Annotated in this window: 20 protein-coding genes and 1 other annotated feature; of the genes, 15 read left to right on the top strand and 5 right to left on the bottom strand. The window is 37.4% G+C overall.

Going from position 1 to position 19298, the window contains the following annotated elements:
* Positions 1-615 precede the first annotated feature (615 nt).
* The 14 genes from rpmG (at position 616) to rplL (ending at position 10673) form a co-directional block, all read left to right on the top strand.
* Positions 616-771, top strand: a complete 156-nt coding sequence (rpmG, locus tag RK02_RS06130) for a 50S ribosomal protein L33 (RefSeq protein WP_016183384.1) — start codon at positions 616-618, stop codon at positions 769-771.
* Positions 772-785: 14 nt separating this feature from the next.
* A complete protein-coding gene (secE, locus tag RK02_RS06125) occupies positions 786-956 on the top strand; it encodes a preprotein translocase subunit SecE (protein WP_016183383.1) in 171 nt (56 codons plus the stop codon).
* Positions 957-1159: 203 nt separating this feature from the next.
* A complete protein-coding gene (gene nusG / locus RK02_RS06120) occupies positions 1160-1702 on the top strand; it encodes a transcription termination/antitermination protein NusG (protein WP_016183382.1) in 543 nt (180 codons plus the stop codon).
* Positions 1703-1771: 69 nt separating this feature from the next.
* Entirely contained in the window at positions 1772-2212 is a 441-nt protein-coding gene (locus tag RK02_RS06115; protein WP_016183381.1) for a GNAT family N-acetyltransferase, read from the top strand.
* 98 nt (positions 2213-2310) lie between these two features.
* A complete protein-coding gene (gene rbsR, locus RK02_RS06110) occupies positions 2311-3300 on the top strand; it encodes a ribose utilization transcriptional repressor RbsR (protein ID WP_016183380.1) in 990 nt (329 codons plus the stop codon).
* A gap of 114 nt (positions 3301-3414) precedes the next feature.
* Positions 3415-4332 (top strand): ribokinase, encoded by a 918-nt coding sequence (gene rbsK / locus RK02_RS06105; RefSeq protein WP_016183379.1) that lies wholly within the window; start codon positions 3415-3417, stop codon positions 4330-4332.
* Positions 4333-4336: 4 nt separating this feature from the next.
* Positions 4337-4732 carry a D-ribose pyranase gene (gene rbsD, locus RK02_RS06100; RefSeq protein ID WP_016183378.1) on the top strand — a complete coding sequence of 132 codons (396 nt, stop codon included), beginning with the start codon at positions 4337-4339 and terminating at the stop codon, positions 4730-4732.
* 49 nt (positions 4733-4781) lie between these two features.
* Positions 4782-5669: a ribose/proton symporter RbsU gene (gene rbsU / locus RK02_RS06095; protein ID WP_016183377.1), complete on the top strand. Its 888-nt coding sequence runs from the start codon at positions 4782-4784 to the stop codon at positions 5667-5669.
* A gap of 359 nt (positions 5670-6028) precedes the next feature.
* Entirely contained in the window at positions 6029-7039 is a 1011-nt protein-coding gene (gene rbsR / locus RK02_RS06090) for a ribose utilization transcriptional repressor RbsR (RefSeq protein ID WP_033415325.1), read from the top strand.
* A gap of 214 nt (positions 7040-7253) precedes the next feature.
* Positions 7254-8159: an alpha/beta fold hydrolase gene (locus tag RK02_RS06085; protein WP_016183375.1), complete on the top strand. Its 906-nt coding sequence runs from the start codon at positions 7254-7256 to the stop codon at positions 8157-8159.
* Between the two features lie 138 nt (positions 8160-8297).
* Positions 8298-8720, top strand: coding sequence for a 50S ribosomal protein L11 (gene rplK, locus RK02_RS06080; protein ID WP_016183374.1), 423 nt, complete (start codon positions 8298-8300; stop codon positions 8718-8720).
* Between the two features lie 101 nt (positions 8721-8821).
* Positions 8822-9511: a 50S ribosomal protein L1 gene (gene rplA / locus RK02_RS06075; protein ID WP_016183373.1), complete on the top strand. Its 690-nt coding sequence runs from the start codon at positions 8822-8824 to the stop codon at positions 9509-9511.
* Positions 9512-9564: 53 nt separating this feature from the next.
* Positions 9565-9689 (top strand) — a sequence feature (ribosomal protein L10 leader region).
* Positions 9690-9723: 34 nt separating this feature from the next.
* Positions 9724-10224: a 50S ribosomal protein L10 gene (gene rplJ / locus RK02_RS06070; RefSeq protein ID WP_016183372.1), complete on the top strand. Its 501-nt coding sequence runs from the start codon at positions 9724-9726 to the stop codon at positions 10222-10224.
* 80 nt (positions 10225-10304) lie between these two features.
* Complete coding sequence (gene rplL, locus RK02_RS06065; RefSeq protein WP_016183371.1) at positions 10305-10673, top strand: 50S ribosomal protein L7/L12; 369 nt, start codon at positions 10305-10307, stop codon at positions 10671-10673.
* A 159-nt stretch (positions 10674-10832) separates the two neighbouring features.
* Here rplL and RK02_RS06060 read toward each other — a convergent pair whose 3' ends face one another.
* The 5 genes from RK02_RS06060 to RK02_RS06035 form a co-directional block, all read right to left on the bottom strand.
* Positions 10833-11876: a glycosyltransferase family 4 protein gene (locus RK02_RS06060; RefSeq protein ID WP_016183370.1), complete on the bottom strand. Its 1044-nt coding sequence runs from the start codon at positions 11874-11876 to the stop codon at positions 10833-10835.
* Between the two features lie 162 nt (positions 11877-12038).
* Positions 12039-13052, bottom strand: a complete 1014-nt coding sequence (locus tag RK02_RS06055; protein ID WP_016183369.1) for a branched-chain amino acid aminotransferase — start codon at positions 13050-13052, stop codon at positions 12039-12041.
* Between the two features lie 597 nt (positions 13053-13649).
* Positions 13650-14477 carry a TPM domain-containing protein gene (locus tag RK02_RS06045; RefSeq protein WP_016183368.1) on the bottom strand — a complete coding sequence of 276 codons (828 nt, stop codon included), beginning with the start codon at positions 14475-14477 and terminating at the stop codon, positions 13650-13652.
* The gene (locus tag RK02_RS06040) at positions 14474-15565 is read right to left on the bottom strand and encodes a TFIIB-type zinc ribbon-containing protein (protein ID WP_016183367.1); all 1092 of its coding nucleotides are present in this window, start codon (positions 15563-15565) and stop codon (positions 14474-14476) included. The genes RK02_RS06045 and RK02_RS06040 overlap by 4 nt, the downstream gene beginning before the upstream one ends.
* Positions 15566-15603: 38 nt before the next feature.
* Positions 15604-16833, bottom strand: coding sequence for an SPFH domain-containing protein (locus RK02_RS06035; RefSeq protein WP_016183366.1), 1230 nt, complete (start codon positions 16831-16833; stop codon positions 15604-15606).
* Positions 16834-17058: 225 nt separating this feature from the next.
* Here RK02_RS06035 and dnaX point away from each other — a divergent pair, with 225 nt between their 5' ends.
* Entirely contained in the window at positions 17059-18909 is a 1851-nt protein-coding gene (gene dnaX, locus RK02_RS06030; protein ID WP_016183365.1) for a DNA polymerase III subunit gamma/tau, read from the top strand.
* The last annotated feature ends 389 nt before the right edge of the window (positions 18910-19298 follow it).

Here is a 19298-nt window from a genome sequence, read left to right as displayed (position 1 = left end):
TCTTTAAAATAAACGGACTTTTCCATCCCTTTGAAGCTTATTTGCTCGTGCCTGAGCGAGCTGTCTCATAGCCTCTGTATAAACGGCATGAGCCAAGCTGGTTTTCGGCAATAAGCTTGCAGTCGAAAAAGTGTTAAAATACACGCACTTTTGTCGCCTGCTACGACTTATTGCTCAAACCAGAACGCTTGTCTCATAGCCTCTTGATTAAACGGCATCAATCGAGCTGCTATTCGGTAAATAAGCAACTATCCCCAAAAAGTGTTAAAAATTACGCACTTTTTGTGGCTAGTTTGACTTATTTACTCATAGCAGACCGCTCGCTTGATAGCCTCTAAAATGGCATGTTGTTGAGCTGATACTCGGTAAATAAGCCAAGTTGCTGAAAAAATCTTAAAATATGGAGGATTTTTCCATCCACTTGGAACTTATTTACTCGTATCAAAGCGCTCAACACATAGCCTCTGAAATCGGTATGAGCCAGCTAGTCACTCGACAAATAAGTCAAAGTGCTGTAAAAGTCTTAAAATGCACGGACTTTTCCATCCCTTTGAAGCTTATTTGCTCGTGCCTAAGCGAGCTGTCTCATAGCCTCTGTAGAAAGGAGCGGCAAATATGGCAGTTAAGAAGGCAGCATTGGCTTGCTCAGTTTGTGGTTCACGAAATTACACGAAAGCAGTAAGTGTAAATAAGAATCACGCAAAACGTTTAGAAGTAAATAAATTTTGTAAGTATTGTAATCAATATACGTTACACAAAGAAACCAAGTAAAAGGAGTTGTCATCATGAAATTTTTGCGTAGTGTCGTTGACGAGATGAAACGTGTAACCTGGCCAACAAAGAAACAATTGCGAAAAGATACAGTGGTGGTTATTGAAACATCAATTATTTTCGCTGTGATGTTTTTCATCATGGATACTGTCATTCAAAAAGTTTTTGGCTTAATTTTGAAATAAGCTCGCAATTAAAAAGCGGATTTTACTTTTAAAAGGTAAGGTGCGCTTTTTTTGTTGAATCTATGGTAAACGAGGCTGAAGTTTGCTATACTATCTGTGGAAAGCAAACTTCGGGGTAACTGAGGTTTTTTTATTTGGTTAAGAATATTGTTTGTCGTTTTACGGGATTTGACCATTTATTAATTAAGGAGCGTGTTCATTTTATGGAATCATTTGAAAAGCAATGGTATGTTTTACATACATATTCTGGTTATGAAAATAAGGTTAAAGCGAATATTGAGTCTCGTGCACAAAGTATGCGTATGGGCGATTATATTTTTCGAGTAGTTGTTCCGGAAGAAAAAGAAACAGAAGTGAAAAATGGGAAAGAAAAAGAAATCGTTCATAAAACTTTCCCTGGTTATGTTTTAGTTGAAATGGTTATGACCGATGAATCTTGGTATGTTGTACGTAATACACCAGGTGTAACTGGCTTTGTTGGTTCACACGGCGCTGGTAGCAAGCCTGCTCCACTATTACCAGAAGAAATTAATTCAATTTTACGCTCATTAGGTATGAGTACCCGTACAGTTGAATTAGAAGTAGCTGTTGGCGATACTGTAAAAATTATCGAGGGTGCTTTTGCTGGTTTGGAAGGTCAAGTTGTTGAAGTTGACTTAGAAAAACAAAAACTGAAAGTAAATATCGATATGTTCGGTCGAGAAACTAGTACAGAGCTTGATTTTGAACAGGTTGATCACATTTAATTTTTTAAGAAAGAAAAGGCAAGCGGTAGAGTTTTTATATCGCTTGCTTTTTTAGGAGGATTTAGCTATTTGAAAAGTTATTTTCAAATTAGAGCAGCTAAGAAGGTAGATTGGGCTAAGCTAGCTGATATTTATTATTGGTCACGTTTAAAAAGTGGCTGTTTTGCACCTGATGAAACGAGTAAGTTGCTTGATTTCAAACGTGATACCGTCGATGAAGAAATCTATGTTTGTCTTTTCGACGAACAAATAGTTGGGTTTTTAAGCTATTATCGACCAGATTCTTTTATTCATCTATTATTTGTCGATCCCGCTTTTTGGCAAAATGGTATCGGTAAGGCCTTGTTAAGTTATGCGTTTGCTGAGTTTTCGAGGCCTTTGACTTTAAAGTGTCTAGCTCATAATGTAAAAGCGTTAGGATTTTATGAGCATCTGGGTTTTGTGCGAGGACAAAGGGTGAAGACTTCACAAACAAAGGATGACTATTACGTGCTATACTATGATAAATAGGTAAATAACTAGTGCTTCAATTAAGACTGCGCTAGCTACAACGTGTCGAATAAAGGCGCATTCGTGCTGCTATTTTAGAATATAGATGGGGAATTGATATGAAAAAGAAAGTAACAATTAAAGAAGTGGCGGCTCAATCTGGAGTCTCAATTGCTACCGTTTCGCAGATTTTAAATGGGAATGTTGAAAAATTTAGCGCCAAAACGGTTGAAAAAGTCATGCAGGCTAAGGAAAGCTTAGATTATCAGCCGGACTATTTTGCGCAACGAATGATTATGAAAAAAAGCAAAACAATCGGTGTGATGGTACCAGATATTGTAAATCCGTTTTTTTCATTATTGCTAAAAGGGATTGAGAAGGTATTATATCAAGAAAAATATATTGTCATGCTATGCGATGTAGACTTTAGTGTCCAAAAAGAAAGTGAGTATCTTGCTGAATTGATACGTCGAGGGGTAGATGGTTTTATCATTGCCAGTTCAACGATTTCAAATGAAACGATTAAAGAACAATTATTGAAAAATCAAATTCCGTTCATCGTGTTGGATCAAAAGAAATCAGAGGGGATTAGTGATGAAATTTCAACGGATGATTTTGAAGGTGGAGTATTGGCGGCTACGCATTTAAAAGAATTAGGCCATGAAAAGGTGGCAATTGTTGGACCACTTGATGCACCGAATAATATTCAGACGAGAATCCAAGGATTTCGTAAGGTATATGACCAATTTGTTTTTGTCAACCAGCCATTAACCTTAAATGGGGGAATAGCTGCAGCTGATGAAATAGTGAAAGAAACCGTGACTGCAATTTTTGCTTTAAATGATGAGATTGCATTAGGTGTTGGCCAACGATTAAAACAGTTGGGAAAGAAAATTCCAGAGGATTATAGTTTGATTGGCTATGATAATGTACCGATGAGTGCCTTTGTTTCGCCATCTTTAACCACTATTGAACAACCTATTTTTGAACTAGGTGAGAAAGCAGCTGAGTTGTTGTTGGAGCGGATTCATTTTTCAAAACAGACATGTATGCAGATGATTTTACCGGTTCGTCTAATCCAAAGAAATTCTACAGCACACTTGAAATAGCTTTCAATGTGTGCTATATTTTTTTTGTAAGTTAATTAAAACGTTTTAATAAAACGTTTTAATTAATTGGCTAGCCAAATAGGATTCCATTTTTTTGAAAAGGTAGTGATTTTTTTGAATACGATTACAGTAATTGGTAGTATTAATTTAGACCGGACGATTCGGTTAACCCATATGCCTCAAGTAGGGGAAACTATGCATACCAAGGAAATTTTCTCAGCTGGTGGTGGTAAAGGCGCCAATCAAGCCGTTGCGGCTAAACGCTTAGGAGCTAAGACGAATTTTATTGGTGCAGTAGGGAATGATGAAGCCGGTAAGTTAATGTTAGATTTACTGAACGATGAATCAATTAATCTTGAGGCTGTAGCAACGATAGCTAATGAAGCAACTGGGCAAGCTTATATTATGGTGGATGATTTAGGTCAAAATAGTATTATGATTCACGCTGGGGCAAATAATGCTTTTACGAAAGAACATGTTCAAAACTATCGTGCGATTATCGAAGCCAGTGATTTTATTATTGCTCAGTTTGAAAGTAATTTGGATAGTACGATTGCAGCTTTTGAAATTGCTAAAAATGCGCAAGTGAAGACGATTTTGAATCCTGCACCAGCGATGAAAAAAGTCCCTGATGAGCTGCTACGTTTGACTGATCTTATTATTCCGAATGAAACTGAAACCGAAATTTTAACCGGAATTACGATTACTGATGAAGAAAGCATGCAGCAAGCAGCTGAAAAACTACATGCACTTGGCATTGAAGGAGTCATTATCACAGTTGGTAGTAAAGGCGCTTATTATGATTTTAATGGTGAGCATGGCATTGTGCCGGCCTTTAAAGTTGAAGCTAAGGATACCACGGCTGCTGGAGATACTTTTATCGGTGCGTTAAGTAGCGTCTTGAAAAATGATTTAAGTAATCTAAAATCAGCTATTTTGTATGGTAATCAAGCTTCTTCGTTAACTGTTCAACGTTTTGGCGCTCAACCATCTATTCCGTATTTAAAAGAAATGAAACCTTTGGAGGATTAGTATAATGAAAAAAACAACAGTCATTAATTCAGATATTTCACGTGTGATTGCCCAAATGGGACATTTTGATCTATTGGCGATTGGCGATGCAGGGATGCCCGTGCCAATGAGCACTGAAAAAATTGATTTAGCTGTGACAAACGGCATTCCTAGCTTTATGGATGTGTTAGAAAATGTACTAACTGAATTGGCGGTTCAAAAAATTTATCTCGCTGAGGAGATTAAAACACATAATCCAGAGATGTTAGCTAAAATCAAGGAAGCGATGCCGGAAATTGAGGTAGCATTTATTCCTCACAGTCAAATGAAACAAGACTTAAATCGTTGTCATGCCTTTATTCGTACGGGTGAAATGACGCCATATGCCAATATCTTATTAGAAAGTGGCGTTGTATTTTAAAGTATGTTAAAAGATAATACGAAAAAGAATGGTTAAAGGAGATTTTTTGATGAATACGCTAGCTTTATTAATTGGGTTAGGACCACTGATTGGTTGGGGCTTTTTCCCAACGATTGCTTCTAAATTTGGAGGTCGACCAAGTAATCAAATTTTAGGAACGACGCTAGGTACGTTGATTTTTGCGCTTATTTTTAATTTGATTAGAGGAATTGCTTTACCGACAGGACATGATTTGCTTTTTGCGATTCTCTCTGGTATAGGCTGGGCGAGTGCACAAATTTTAACATTTTACTGTTTTACTTTAATCGGTTCATCAAGAGCAATGCCGATTACGACTGCTTTTCAATTATTAGGGGCATCCTTATGGGGTGTGATAGCTTTAGGCAATTGGCCAACAATGATGAATAAAGTGGTCGGTGCATTGGCTTTAATTTTAATTATTTTAGGTGCGTGGATGACTGTTTGGAGTGAACATAAAACCAATGAGCATCAAGCGCATTTAAAAAAAGCTGTTTTTATTTTGGCGATTGGTGAGATTGGTTATTGGGCTTATTCAGCAGCGCCACAAGCTACCAATTTAACCGGAATGCAGGCTTTCTTACCACAAGCAATTGGGATGGTCATTGTTGCAGTTGTCTATGATTGTTATAACCATTTCAAAACAAACGAACCCCTAGCTTTAGGACAAGTCGTTTCCTATAAACAAATTTTTTCTGGATTTTTCTTTGCTTTTGCAGCTTTAACCTATTTGATTTCGGCACAGCCAGATATGAATGGGCTTGCTACCGGCTTCATTCTCTCACAAACTTCTGTTGTTTTGGCAACCTTGACGGGAATCTATTTCTTAAAACAAGCCAAAACTAAAAAAGAAATGTGGGTGACTATTTTAGGGCTGGTTTTAATTATTTTTGCAGCAAGCATAACCGTAATGGTCTAAGTCATTAGAAGCCAAGTTTTCTTGGTTTCTTTGATTGAATTGATATAGATTATCACACATGAGTACCTAATTCTAGGTGCTCATTTTTTTAGCCTTTTATATTTATCCTAATCAAAATTATACAGTTGATTTTTAGATAGGTACTAATTAAAAAGAGTAGGAAATGTCCGATTATAATTATAGATCACTTTATTTTAAAAAGAATTGAAGTAGTTGTAATTTTATAATGATCGTTATTTTTAAAACGGGTTGTATGTGTAGCTTATTTTATCTGTTTTTGTGATTTGTTGAACATTTTTGGTGAAATAAGTAGATCTTCCTGTTAACTTCAAATGAAATAAAGGGTTGATTATTGGAAAATTTTTAGGGGGGAACTTTATGGAAAAAAAGTAACTATTCGCGAAGTTGCCCAAATGGCTGGGGTATCGATTGCTACTGTTTCTCAAATTTTAAATGGACATGAACAAAAATTCAGTCCTTATACCGTTGAGAAGGTCTATGCAGCAAAAAAGGCTTTACGTTATGAACCGGATTATTTGGCTCGACGAATGGTTGGTAAACACAGTCGGGCGATCGGTGTCATATTACCAGATGTTACCAATCCATTTTTTGGCACATTATTAAAAGGTATCGAATCCGTCATGTATGAAGAAGCATTTGTGGTGATGCTATGCAACGCTGATTTTAATGAAGAAAAAGAAAACAAGTATCTAGAAACCTTTATTCGACGAGGCGTAGATGGCTTTATTATTGCTAGCTCGTCAATTTCCAATCAAACATTGAAAGAAACGTTAGTGGATCAGGATTTACCTTTTATCGTTTTAGATCAGAAAAAGAATACTGGTTTTAGTGACGCAATTGAAACAGCTGATTTTGAAGGTGGCGTTTTAGCAGGGAAACATTTTGCTGAGCTTGGTCACGAAAAAATTGCTGTAATTATACCTAAGAATGCACCGGAAAATGTTCAGGCACGATTGAGCGGCATTCAAAGTATTTATCCAGACTGTCTCGTTATAGATAGTCCACTAACCAAAGCTGGAGGCAAGCAAGCGAGTGAAAAGGTAGTTGCTAGTGAAGTTACCGCAATTTTTGCAGCTAATGATGAGATTGCTTTAGGCTTGTACCAGGGTTTAAATGCCCTTTGTAAAACCGTTCCCACAGACTATAGTATTATTGGTTATGACGATCAAGAATTCAATGAATTAGTTGTGCCTAGATTAACGACAATTGCCCAGCCAACATTTGAATTAGGACGACAAAGTGCAAAATTACTGCTTAAACGGATTGCACATCCAGATTTACCTTATACAAATATTGTTTTGCCAGTTTCTATAGTAGAACGCGATTCAACTGCTAGATATTTACGTTAAGTAACATTACTGTAGAAGTTACTGTGAATTTTGGAAGCATTACATATTTTTTTAACTTTTGAACGTTAAGATTTTCAATTTGCGACGATTGGAAAATTTTTTCAATAATAAAAGGCTGGATAGGTGTTTGTTAATTTTTCTTTGAGGTCATTGCAAAACTCTTTAGCTAGCGTATACTTTGGATTGGATACATTACTAGTAAAGGACTGAAATTATGAAAAGAAATTTGTTTCGCCTATTAGGTCTGCTTATTGTGGTAATTTCGGCAATTGCCTTGTTTTTCATCTATCATTTTCCTGAACAGACACCTTCGATAAATAAAAGAGCTCATTCTACTGTGCAATCAACAAATGAAACGAAAGTTAAAAAGTCTTATCCAGTTACTTTATTCTTTCATGGTTATGGTGGAACGCGCTATTCAATGGGTGGGATGGTTCAGCGTTTAACGCGCCACTATCAAGCCATTCACACTTTGGATTTAGTTATCCAGCCAGATGGTCAGATTCAGGAAAAGGGCAGTTTTCAAGCAGGCCAGCAACCGATTTTGATTAATGTTTTATTTGCGGATAACAAAAACAACGAATGGAATCAAGCAGATTGGATTAAACAGGTATTGCTTTATATTAAAAATCACTATCAAGTCAATGAAGTGAATTTAGTTGGTCATTCAATGGGTGGGGTGAGTATTTTTCGCTATTTATTTACCTATTCAATGCAGAGCAATGATTTGCCACATGTAGCTAAATATATTGCTATTGCCGCTCCCTTTAACGAATTTTTAGATAGTTTTAGCCAACAAAATCAAACAGAATTATTGCAAAATGGACCCGCTGAGGAATCAACGCGTTATCAGGATTTTGCTAATCAAATCGCGCAAATGCCAACTGATGTAAAGGTAGCTTTGTTTGCTGGCAAATTAAGTGCAGATGAATTGGATGACGGGACGGTTCCTTTAAGCTCAGCCTTGGCAGTCAATGCATTACTAGCTAGTCACGGTAATCAAGTCCAAACCAAAATTTTTACAGGAATTCATGCTCAACATTCCGCCTTACACGCTAATGGAAAAGTTGATGCAGCAGTAGCAAAATTCTTGTGGCCAGAAAAAAATGAAGAAAAATGAAAATTATTTTGAAAAGATACTTGAAAAAAAAGAATTCTTTTGCTAAACTATTTTAGTGTGCATAAAAGCGCACATTACGTGGGAGGAGAAATTTTGAGCTCCAATTAACCACATCACGGACTCAAGGAGGTATGTCGCGTGGCAAAGAAAGTAGAAAAAATCGTTAAATTGCAAATTCCTGCAGGTAAAGCAACACCAGCTCCACCAGTAGGTCCTGCATTAGGTCAAGCAGGGGTTAACATCATGGGATTCACTAAAGAATTCAATGCTCGTACCGCTGATCAAGCAGGTTTAATTATTCCGGTTGTGATTTCTGTATACGAAGACCGTTCATTCACATTCGTTACAAAAACACCACCAGCTGCAGTATTATTAAAGAAAGCTGCTAAAATTGAAAAAGGCTCAGGTGTGCCTAACAAAACTAAAGTTGCCAAAGTTACTAGCGATCAAGTAAGAGAAATCGCTGAGTTGAAAATGGAAGACCTAAACGCTGCATCTGTTGAAGCTGCAATGCGCATGGTTGAAGGAACTGCACGAAGCATGGGTATCACTGTAGAATAATTTCTACAACCCCAAGAGTAGCTTCTCAGTTGGCTTTATATTGAAAAATATAAAACACGTGGGAGGTTCTACCGTTATAACCACATCAAGGAGGAAAACTAATGGCTAAAAAAAGCAAAAAAATGCAAGAAGCATTGAAAAAAGTTGAAGCTGCGAAATTATACTCTGTTGAAGAAGCTGTAGCTTTAGCAAAAGAAACAAACATTGCAAAATTCGACGCAACTGTTGAAGTTGCTTACCGTTTAAACGTAGATCCTAAGAAAGCTGACCAACAAATTCGTGGTGCAGTTGTATTACCAAATGGTACTGGTAAAACACAATCTGTCTTAGTATTTGCGCGTGGCGAAAAAGCTAAAGAAGCTGAAGCTGCTGGTGCTGACTTTGTTGGTGAAGCAGATTTAGTACAAAAAATTCAAGGTGGTTGGTTCGACTTTGACGTAGTTGTAGCTACCCCTGATATGATGGCTGAAGTTGGTAAATTAGGTCGCGTTTTAGGTCCTAAAGGCTTAATGCCAAACCCTAAAACAGGTACTGTTACAATGGACGTTACTAAAGCAGTTAACGAAGTAAAAGCTGGTAAAGTAACTTACCGTGTAGACCGTAACGGTAACATTCACGTGCCAATCGGTAAAGTATCATTTGACAACGAAAAATTAGTTGAAAACTTCAAGACAATCCATGACGTTTTAGTAAAAGCAAAACCATCTGCTGCTAAAGGTCAATACATGAAGAACATTACAATTACAACAACATTTGGTCCTGGAATCCACGTTGACCAAACAACTTTCTAATTTTTTAGAAAAAAGTGTTGACTTGTTCACCTTATCTATGGTAAGGTGAACAAGGTTAATAATTAACTGTACCGAAGACAGTAGGTGAGGTAACTCATAAATCCTACCGAGGACATTTATTGAGAAAATCAATGGTCCCTCTATGTCTGCGGTGGCATAGAGTTTTTTCGTATAGAGAAGCTCTTCCATCAAAATCAGGAGGTGAATTTATAATGAGTGAAGCAACAATCGCTAAAAAAGCTGCTTTAGTTGAAGAAGTAAGTGAAAAATTCAAAGCTGCTGCATCTGTAGTTATCGTAGACTACCGTGGATTGACAGTAGATGAAGTAACTCGTTTACGTAAACAATTACGTGAAGCAAACGTAGAAATGAAAGTTATCAAAAATTCTATCCTTTCTCGCGCTGCAAAAGCTGCTGGTTTAGAAGGTCTTGATGAAGTATTCACAGGTCCTACAGCTGTAGCTTTCAGTAACGAAGACGTGGTAGCACCAGCTAAGATTATGGATGAATTTGCTAAAGAAGCAAAAGCATTAGAAATCAAAGGTGGTATCATCGAAGGTAGTGTTGCTACTTTGGAAGAAGTTCAAGCTTTGGCAAAACTTCCAAACCGCGAAGGATTACTTTCTATGTTACTTTCAGTTCTTCAAGCTCCAGTTCGCAACGTGGCATACGCTGTCAAAGCTGTGGCAGAAAAGAACGAAGAAGTGGCTTAATTGCTGCTTAGTCAATTTTAAATTGAACCAATACAACACAATATAAAGATTTTAATTTAAATAATTGGAGGAAAATCAAAATGGCATTAAACATTGAAAACATTGTTGAAGAGCTAAAAGGCGCAACAATCTTAGAATTAAACGACTTAGTTAAAGCTATCGAAGAAGAATTTGGCGTAACTGCTGCAGCTCCTGTAGCTGTTGCTGCTGCTGGTGGTGCAGCTGCTGCTGAAGAACAAACAGAATTCACTGTTGAATTAACAGCTGCTGGCGACCAAAAAGTTAAAGTTATCAAAGCAGTTCGTGAAGCTACTGGCTTAGGCTTGAAAGAAGCTAAAGCTGTTGTAGATGGCGCTCCTGCACCAGTTAAAGAAGGCGTATCTAAAGAAGAAGCTGAAGCATTGAAAGCTGCTTTAGAAGAAGCTGGAGCTACTGTAACTGTTAAATAATTAACATTAGTCTCTTTAAACTCTGGAACTTCATTTGAAGTTTCAGAGTTTTTTTTATACAAAAAATTGGCTCTTTGTCAACTAGTGTTGTTGTTAAAGAGCCATTATTAACTAATTTTTTATACAAAAAATCAGGCAGCGATTGTAGTCACTGCCTGATTATTCGTTTGTATTCAGTGCTTGTGTTGAAAGTAGTTGGGTATAATAATGATACCAAAGCGAGGCAACGTGTTCTTGAGAATAATAGTGTGCCGCCTCTTGTGATTTTTGGATATAGGGAGCTAATAAGCTTGGTTGTTGATAAAAATCATTTAATTTTTTCGACATGGTCGCAACATCATTCGCCTCAATATACTTATCCTTAATTACCGCATCATATAATGATAATTTCCTAAGCATCACTGGTACGTGACAATTAAAGCTTTCCAGAATGCTCATTGGAAACAACTCGTTAAATGAAGGTAGTAAAAATACATCTGCTAGATTATAGTATTCATTGATTTTTTGTCGGTCAATAATCCCTGTAAAGGTGAGATTCTTTGGTGGATTTTGGACAATTTTTTTATACTTGTCATAGCCGTCCGTAATTTTACCAAATGAAAAACCACCCACCCAAATAAAGTGAAGATGAGGATTTTCCTTAGCAAGCTTGACAAAGTCATCGATTCCTTTGCGTTCTTGAATTTGACCAATCCCTAATACAATAAAATCATTGGGCGTAAAGTGATGTTTAGCTCTTAACTTGTGTTTTTGTTCAATTGAGAGTGGATAGAATGTTTGACTAGATACAAAATTAGGAATGTAACTAATTTTCTCACGATCTAATCCACAACGAACTAAATCTTCGATAAAACTTGGATTGACTACCACTAATTGATCCATTCGTTTATAAAAGGATGTGACATACCAGTTCACCAAAGCTTGAATCGGTTTGAATAATTTAATACTACCGTTTAATGTTTCTGGTAAAAAATGGACATAGCCCACCATCACTCCTCGCTTTTTCTTAAAAAAGGTGGAAAGATAAAAGATTGGATCAATTGTATGATAATGCGAAATATCCGCAGATTGAGAACTGTTGTAGAAAATGGCAAATTCATCGGAAAATTGATTTTCCAACATGTTTACTAATTCACGATAGGCACTAGCCACTCCTTGTCCCTTCACTTTTTCGGCAGAAGAGAACATATTAATTCGAATCAAAATTTCACTGCCTTTCTCAGACTAAACTTATACAATAATAACTATCTTAGATTTTAGCTGGTTTGTCAACCGACTTAAGGCTTAAACGAAAAATGAATGAGAAAATTCACAAAAAAACAGAGAAAAGCGGTTTGAACTTTTCTCTGTCTTAATTATTGAAAGTTACTCTACTTCAAAAATCCAGCCATCTGGTGCAGGTTTATCACCAAATTGAATACCTGTTAGTTCTTCATATAAAGCCTTAGTAACTGGACCAACTTCTGTTTCGCTATAAAATACATGGAAGTTATCCTTATATTGAATACCGCCAATTGGTGAAATGACTGCAGCGGTACCACATGCGCCAGCTTCAGCAAAGTGATCTAACTCATCGATTTTTACTTCGCCTTCAATAGCCGTCAAACCTAGTCGTTCTTTGGCCAAGTATAGTAATGAATATTTGGTAATACTTGGAAGAATGGAAGGTGATTTTGGCGTAATGAATTGATTATCTTTGGTGATACCAAAGAAGTTTGCTGAACCAACTTCTTCAATCTTCGTATGAGTTTCCGGATCGAGATAGATACAATCAGAAAATTGGTGCTCATGGGCCTGATGACCTGGTAAAAGACTGGCCGCATAGTTTCCACCAACCTTGGCTGCACCGGTTCCTTGAGGGGCAGCGCGATCATAGTCTGAAACGATGAAGTTTGTAGGGGTTAAACCACCTTTGAAATAGGGACCAACAGGCATACAGAAAATTGTAAAGATATATTCTGGCGCTGGATTGACACCAATGCTATCACCGACCCCAATTAATAATGGTCGAAGATATAAGGTTGCTCCTGTACCATAAGGCGGCACGTAATCTTGATTCGCTTTTACTACTTGTTTTACTGCATCAATAAATTTTTCTACTGGAATAGTAGGCATTAATAAACGTTGGGCGCTACGTTGAAGACGTTTCGCATTTTCATCCACACGGAAAAGGTTAATCTTACCATCTTTACGACGATAAGCCTTTAAGCCTTCAAAACATTGTTGGCCATAATGTAACGCTGCAGAAGCTTCGCTAATATGCAAAGTACTATCTTCTGTTAACACACCATCATCCCACTGACCATCCTTCCAATGAGAAAGATAACGATAAGGGGTTTTAATATAATTAAACCCAAGTTGATTCCAATCGATATTCATCAAACCACTCCTTATATATAGAGGCTATGAGACAAGCGTTCTGGTTTGAGCAATAAGTTATGCAGGCGATAAAAGTGCGTGTGTGTTAACACTTTTTCGACTGCAAGCTTATTGCCGAAAACCAGCTTGGCTCATGCCGTTTATTCAGAGGCTATGTGTTGAGCGTTTTGATACGAGTAAATAAGATCCAAGTGGATGGAAAAATCCTCCATATTTTAAGATTTTTTCAGCAACTTGGCTTATTTACCGAGTATCAGCTCAACAACATGCCGTTTACTTTAGAGGCTATGAGACAGCTCGCTCAGACACGAGCAAATAAGCTTCAAAGGGATGGAAAAGTCCATTATTTTTAAGACTTTTATAGCACTTTGACTTATTTGACGAGTGTCTAGCTTGACTAGATACGCCTTACACTAGCTCATTCATAAGCATGATTAAAAATAAATGAATCCTCAATGTTTTATGCTCATGAAACTCTAACTTTTTGTTTTTTAGTATAGCACGCTTTGAGCAGAATGTCATTATTTTCTGAAAATTACTAAAAAACAACAATCAATTATACGTAAAGATAGGTTTTTGTATAATTGATTGTTGTCGTTAAAAGGAATGACTGCCGCCGCCACCATAAGAACCGCCACCATAACCACTACCAAAACTACTCCCGCCAGAATCGGAATTTGAATCGTTTGTATGTCTAGGAATAACACGAGTGGTGACAAAGCGATTAATTAAACGAGTTTCATTGATTTCAAAACTCATTTTGCCATTTTCGTGTGTATCATAATGATAGCCACTACCAAATCGTAGCTGATATTTTCCCATAATGGTAAAAAAGCAAGCGATAGCAGCAATTCCACCTACAGCTAGTGAGATAGCAATTTCAAAGCCGGTTAGGGACTTGTAGTAGGTGATTTCCCCTGTATCTTTATTGATTCGATAATGACCATGGGGGATTCCTTTTTTTACATAAGTATACGTATTATCAAAAAAGACCTTGGCAGCTTGGTTATAATCATCTTCACTTAAAGGTTCTTTGATTGCCTCAATCAAGTCATCAATACGCCGATCAGTTAGGTAGTCAATCATATTTCCTGAAGTAACCACGGTAAAATTCCGATTCGTTAAATCAATGTAGGCGATAGCACCGTTCCCGTCTTTACCGACACGTTGAAATAAAGCTTTTTGCGCAGCGTATTCAACATCATCAGTTGCTTCATCAGTAATTAAGAAATAAACCTTGGCTTGGTTGATTTTTTGAATTGCTGTAGCTTTTTCTTGTAATGCAGGCCACTGGGATTGATCCAAATGTTGATTAGGGTCGCTAATATATTCGATTGATTGGGCGAAGATGTTTTTAGGCACGAATAAAAAACAACTAATTAAAAATAGTACGGATAGTAAGTAGGAGGCAAAATTTTTACTCATAGGAAGAAATACCCTCCTAACATACATAAAAGACTAAGTAGAATACCCAATGCAAATGAAGTAAGCCCTAATTTTTTATAGTCTAATGGTAAAATACCCTGGACTTTGCCGGTGACGCCATTCATTGCATAATAAAACACCTTATTTTTTTGGATATTACTGCGATAGGTCACTAACCATAAAGGCAATAAGACATATTGATTGGTTATTTCATCAACGAAGCCACTTTTTTCTTCATTAGTCATTGTCGCCATTGGAGCAATGGTTTCTTCTAAATCGCTAATCGCATAGTTGACCATTTCATTTTTTACTTGATTCGCAATTGTTTCAAATTCAATGTCTCTTTTTTCTGCAAAAAAACCGGATAAATATTGTGAATGAAAATCAATCGCCTCATCGATAGGAAAGGGCTGGACTCCTTCGACCATGGTCTGCTGGGTGTTTTTACTTAGGGCATTTTCAATGAGATTTCGATAGATAAAATGTCCCTTTCGATGAATCTGATATTGCTTGGTTTCGGTATATTCGATATCCCCCACCTGCCAAACGCTTAAAGTCGTCCCGGTTGCTTTGACTTCGGCTTGACCCCGTCCTTTAGCTAGCCAGTAAGGGAAATAGACACCTTTTATTTTCTCAACTTGTTGCTGATTAAAAAAGGCTTTGGGAACAAACTTTTTACTTTTTGCCCATGCTAAAAATTTGGCTTGTGCAGTTTTTTTATCAATTTTAAAGGGCAGTATTTTTTCAGGTAAAAAGGCTCCGCTGATTCGCCCGTTTAAGATGACTGGATTTTGACAAAAATAGCATTCAGTTGCAGCCGTTGTAGCATCAGTGGCAATTTGGGCACCACAACTCGGACAATAATATAAGTCGAAGCCGGCTTCTTCTGATTCAGTCGTTTTCGTTTGTTCAAAGTTTGACGGCTCAGTTTCCTCTTTAAGCTGCGCTGAGTTTTGCGCTTGTTCAAATTCAGAAACCTCTTGTTCAGTAAAAATGCTCAAACAATACGGACAATGAAATTTTTGGTCATTGGGCTCAAAGGTCAATGGACCGGCACAGTTTGGACATTTATGGGTTAGTGCATCCATATTTTCTCACCTCAATCACGCTTTTTTTGGTAATCTTATTAGAGTGGTTGGCCTAAAAATGGTTGCCCACATTCAGGACAAAATTTAGGAATACCTTGATCAAGCTGGACAATATGTTGACAATGACTACATTTCATTTGTAGGCTTGCTTGGCTGCTAGGGACTGCTTGGACCTTTGCTTTTCCACAGTTACTGCAGAATTTGCCAGTGTTTTCTTGATGACAATCTGGGCAGTGCCAAGTTGGGTTACTTGCTTGATTCGTATTATTTGCTGTCGCTGCTTGATTATTTTTGGCTGCTTGACTTAAATAATCACCAGCTGCTTGCATCCCCATCCCTAAACCGAAAAAGGCATTGCCAGCACCATTAGGATTATTACCGGCTGCTTCAATCCCAGCAGCAATACTTCCTTGGACAAAGCTGTCGCGAATGGTTGGATCGCTTAGCATCGCACCTTTATTGCGCATATTAATCAGTTTTTGTGAATCGTCTGTATAAGAAATACTTGCTATTGCGATTGAGACGATTTCCATTCCACGCAGTTGGCGCCACTGATCGTCAAGGCTTTGGTTCATGTAGCGACTGAGTTCTGCTGTTTTAGAAGCTAAATAGGAAATTCTTAGACCATCAACGGACATTTGATTGATCGAAGTCTGTAAAGCACTAACAAATTCAGCTAAAAATTGCTCATTAATTTCATCAATGGTTAAACGTGTTGCGCCTTTTGGGACAACATTTTTATAAAATAAAATAGGATCGGTAATTTGAATAGAATAATTACCGTGTGCACGTAAAAATAATTCTGCATTATAAAAATTATCAAAGTAATTGATTGGCTGTTTTGTGCCAAAACGAATACCACGAACTTCTTGTAAATTAATAAAGAACACTTCTTGTTTTTGAGGGGTAATCCCACCAAATTTAAAACGATCAAAGCTTTCATTTAAAACATTTTGCAATTGGCCATTGAACAGGGAAGGGGCGGCTTGATTATCCACCGTGTAGTAACCTTCTTCAGCTGTGTAGTCGATGATTTTTCCACCATCAACTAAAAGCATCATCATATTCGGATACACTCTAATGACTGATCCATCGGTGATATAGTCTTCACTAGCCCTTTTATTACTACCACGCTTGTTATTTTGGCGAACAAAAATACCTTTAGACATCAAAGTGGTATTGTCCATTTGTTCTGGTTCAATAATATCAAGCCATTGATCAGCTAAGGTACCACCAATTGTGCTTGTTGCTGCTTTAATAATCCCCATAAAAAAACCTCCTTAATGGTTCATTTGTTTAGCTCATTATACCATAAAAAAGCGATAGACATTTATCCGTCAAAAGATGGATTTTATTTTTTATTGAATGTTGACGCAGAGAAAAATTCGTAAAATCCTTAAGCTTTTTCTAGCAGTTCATTTGTAAGCCTAGTATTTTGTTAAAAAAATTTGTATAATAGGTAATAGCGAAAATTTTTGGAAGGAGAAAAATGGATGAGTTATCAAGCCCTTTATCGTGTTTGGCGTTCCCAACGATTTGAAGATATTGTTGGTCAGCAAGCCATTACGCAAACGTTAAAAAATGCGATAAAACAAGAACAAATTTCTCATGCTTATTTGTTTACCGGTCCACGTGGAACTGGGAAGACAAGTGCTGCCAAAATTTTTGCCAAAGCAGTGAACTGTCCAAATCAAGTAGACGGTGAACCTTGTAATGAGTGTGAAATGTGTCGTTCGATTACAGAAGGTCGCCAAGATGATGTGATTGAGATGGATGCGGCTAGTAATAATGGGGTTGATGAAGTCCGTTTAATTAGAGATCGTGCGAATTATGCGCCGACACAAGCAACGTATAAAGTATATATCATCGATGAAGTGCATATGTTATCAACTGGCGCGTTCAATGCCTTGTTGAAAACGCTGGAAGAGCCTAAAAAGAATGTTATTTTCATTTTGGCGACGACAGAAGCCCATCAGATTCCTGCAACGATTATTTCTAGAACGCAACGCTTTGACTTCAAACGCATTCAGCCTGCCGCTATTATTACACATTTGGCCCATATTCTTGATCAAGAAAAACGTAGCTATGAAATGGCCGCGTTGGAATTGATCGCGCGATGTGCAGAAGGTGGTATGCGTGATGCACTGAGTATTTTAGATCAGGCCATTGCGTTTAGTGATCAACAAGTTGATTTACAAACGGCGATGGCAGTAACGGGTAGTTTGTCTAATGAGACGATGGACCAATTATTGCAGGATTGCTTTGAACATCAGACAACACAAGCACTAGAAAAAATTCGTGAATTACTTTATTCAGGCAAAGAAGCCAAGCGTTTAGTGGAAAATTTGCTAGTGTATTGTCGAGATGTATTGATTCAAAAGCAAGCACCGGAGTATTTAGCTCAGCAATCAACTAATTATACGGAAAGTTTTTACAGCTTTAGTCAACAGGTTCCTGAAAGTACTTTATATCAGTGGATGGAGATTTTAAATAAAACACAGCAAGACTTGCGTTTTACCACCAATCCTACCATCTATTTAGAAGTAGCTATTGTTCAGCTAGCGAGTTGTTCCAATAATCAAGCAGCTGTCTTGATGCAACAGACTGCTAGCAATCTAACTACTAGAGATATAGCTACAGAGAGTGGTTCTGAACAGGTTGGGCAATTAAAACAACAAATTCAACAGTTGAGTAAAGAATTGGCTGAATTGAAGCAAACTGTTGCGCGTACACAAACACACACACCAGAAAAGGCGAAGGCACAACCAAAAAGTCATACGAGTAATATTCAGTATCGCTTACCGAAAACACAGGTCTTTGAGGTATTATCTGAGGCCACTCGTCAGCATTTAGAGATGGTGAATCAGGCTTGGCCAGAATTATTGCAACATTTAAAAGTAACGCAGCGAGCTTTGTTGGGTGCTTCTAAGGTACAGGCAGCTTCACCAAATGGCGTTGTGATTGCTTTTGGTTATGAAATTTTATGTCAAAAGGCGGCGAATGATCAGGAATTAATTACCGATGTTCAAAACTATTTAAGTTTGATTATTAAAGATTATGTACCAAAATTAGTTTTTATTCCGGAAGATAATTGGCCAGAGTTGCGCCGTGAATTTGTCCAGATACATAAAGCACAGCTACAGCAATCGAATAATGAGCAGGACACAAATGAAGCCAAAGCGACAGAGGAATCATTAGCTGAACCGACTCCTATAGCGCAAGATGCTAGTTATATGGAAGCTTTGTTAGGTAGCGGAGAAGACCAAGAGAGTCGTTTAGAAGATGAAATGGTGCAAAAAGCCCAGGATTTATTTGGTGATTTGGCTATTATTGAAGATAATTAAATAGGCCATTAAGCCTTTCGTTTAATGGTTAGTGAAACAGGAAGCATCAATCGAGCTGCTATTCGGTAAATAAGTAACTATCCCCAAAAAGTGTTTAAAGTTGTGCACTTTTTGGGTCTAGTTAGACTTATTTACTCATAGCAAACCGCTCGCTTGATAGCCTCTAAAATCGGCATGAGCCAGCTAGGCACTCGACAAATAAGTCAAAGTGCTGTAAAAGTCTTAAAATGAACGGATTTTTCCATCCCTTTGAAGCTTATTTGCTCGTGCCTGAACGAGCTGTCTCATTGCCTCTAAAGTAAACGGCATGTGTTTGAGCTGATACTCGGTAAATAAGCCAAGTTGCTGAAAAAATCTTAAAATATGGAGGATTTTTCCATCCACTTGGA

The organism is Enterococcus columbae DSM 7374 = ATCC 51263, assembly GCF_000406925.1.
Classification (GTDB): Bacteria; Bacillota; Bacilli; order Lactobacillales; family Enterococcaceae; genus Enterococcus_E; species Enterococcus_E columbae.
Note: the sequence above shows the minus strand (reverse complement) of the source record. Positions and strands in the feature narration are given on the sequence as shown.

Coding starts and splice junctions, on each gene's coding strand:
- rpmG (WP_016183384.1), top strand. CDS start 616: ATGGCAGTTAAGAAGGCAGCATTGGCTTGCTCAGTTTGTGGTTCACGA.
- secE (WP_016183383.1), top strand. CDS start 786: ATGAAATTTTTGCGTAGTGTCGTTGACGAGATGAAACGTGTAACCTGG.
- nusG (WP_016183382.1), top strand. CDS start 1,160: ATGGAATCATTTGAAAAGCAATGGTATGTTTTACATACATATTCTGGT.
- rbsR (WP_016183380.1), top strand. CDS start 2,311: ATGAAAAAGAAAGTAACAATTAAAGAAGTGGCGGCTCAATCTGGAGTC.
- rbsD (WP_016183378.1), top strand. CDS start 4,337: ATGAAAAAAACAACAGTCATTAATTCAGATATTTCACGTGTGATTGCC.
- rbsU (WP_016183377.1), top strand. CDS start 4,782: ATGAATACGCTAGCTTTATTAATTGGGTTAGGACCACTGATTGGTTGG.
- RK02_RS06085 (WP_016183375.1), top strand. CDS start 7,254: ATGAAAAGAAATTTGTTTCGCCTATTAGGTCTGCTTATTGTGGTAATT.
- rplA (WP_016183373.1), top strand. CDS start 8,822: ATGGCTAAAAAAAGCAAAAAAATGCAAGAAGCATTGAAAAAAGTTGAA.
- rplJ (WP_016183372.1), top strand. CDS start 9,724: ATGAGTGAAGCAACAATCGCTAAAAAAGCTGCTTTAGTTGAAGAAGTA.
- rplL (WP_016183371.1), top strand. CDS start 10,305: ATGGCATTAAACATTGAAAACATTGTTGAAGAGCTAAAAGGCGCAACA.
- RK02_RS06055 (WP_016183369.1), bottom strand. CDS start 13,052: ATGAATATCGATTGGAATCAACTTGGGTTTAATTATATTAAAACCCCT.
- RK02_RS06045 (WP_016183368.1), bottom strand. CDS start 14,477: ATGAGTAAAAATTTTGCCTCCTACTTACTATCCGTACTATTTTTAATT.
- RK02_RS06040 (WP_016183367.1), bottom strand. CDS start 15,565: ATGGATGCACTAACCCATAAATGTCCAAACTGTGCCGGTCCATTGACC.
- RK02_RS06035 (WP_016183366.1), bottom strand. CDS start 16,833: ATGGGGATTATTAAAGCAGCAACAAGCACAATTGGTGGTACCTTAGCT.
- dnaX (WP_016183365.1), top strand. CDS start 17,059: ATGAGTTATCAAGCCCTTTATCGTGTTTGGCGTTCCCAACGATTTGAA.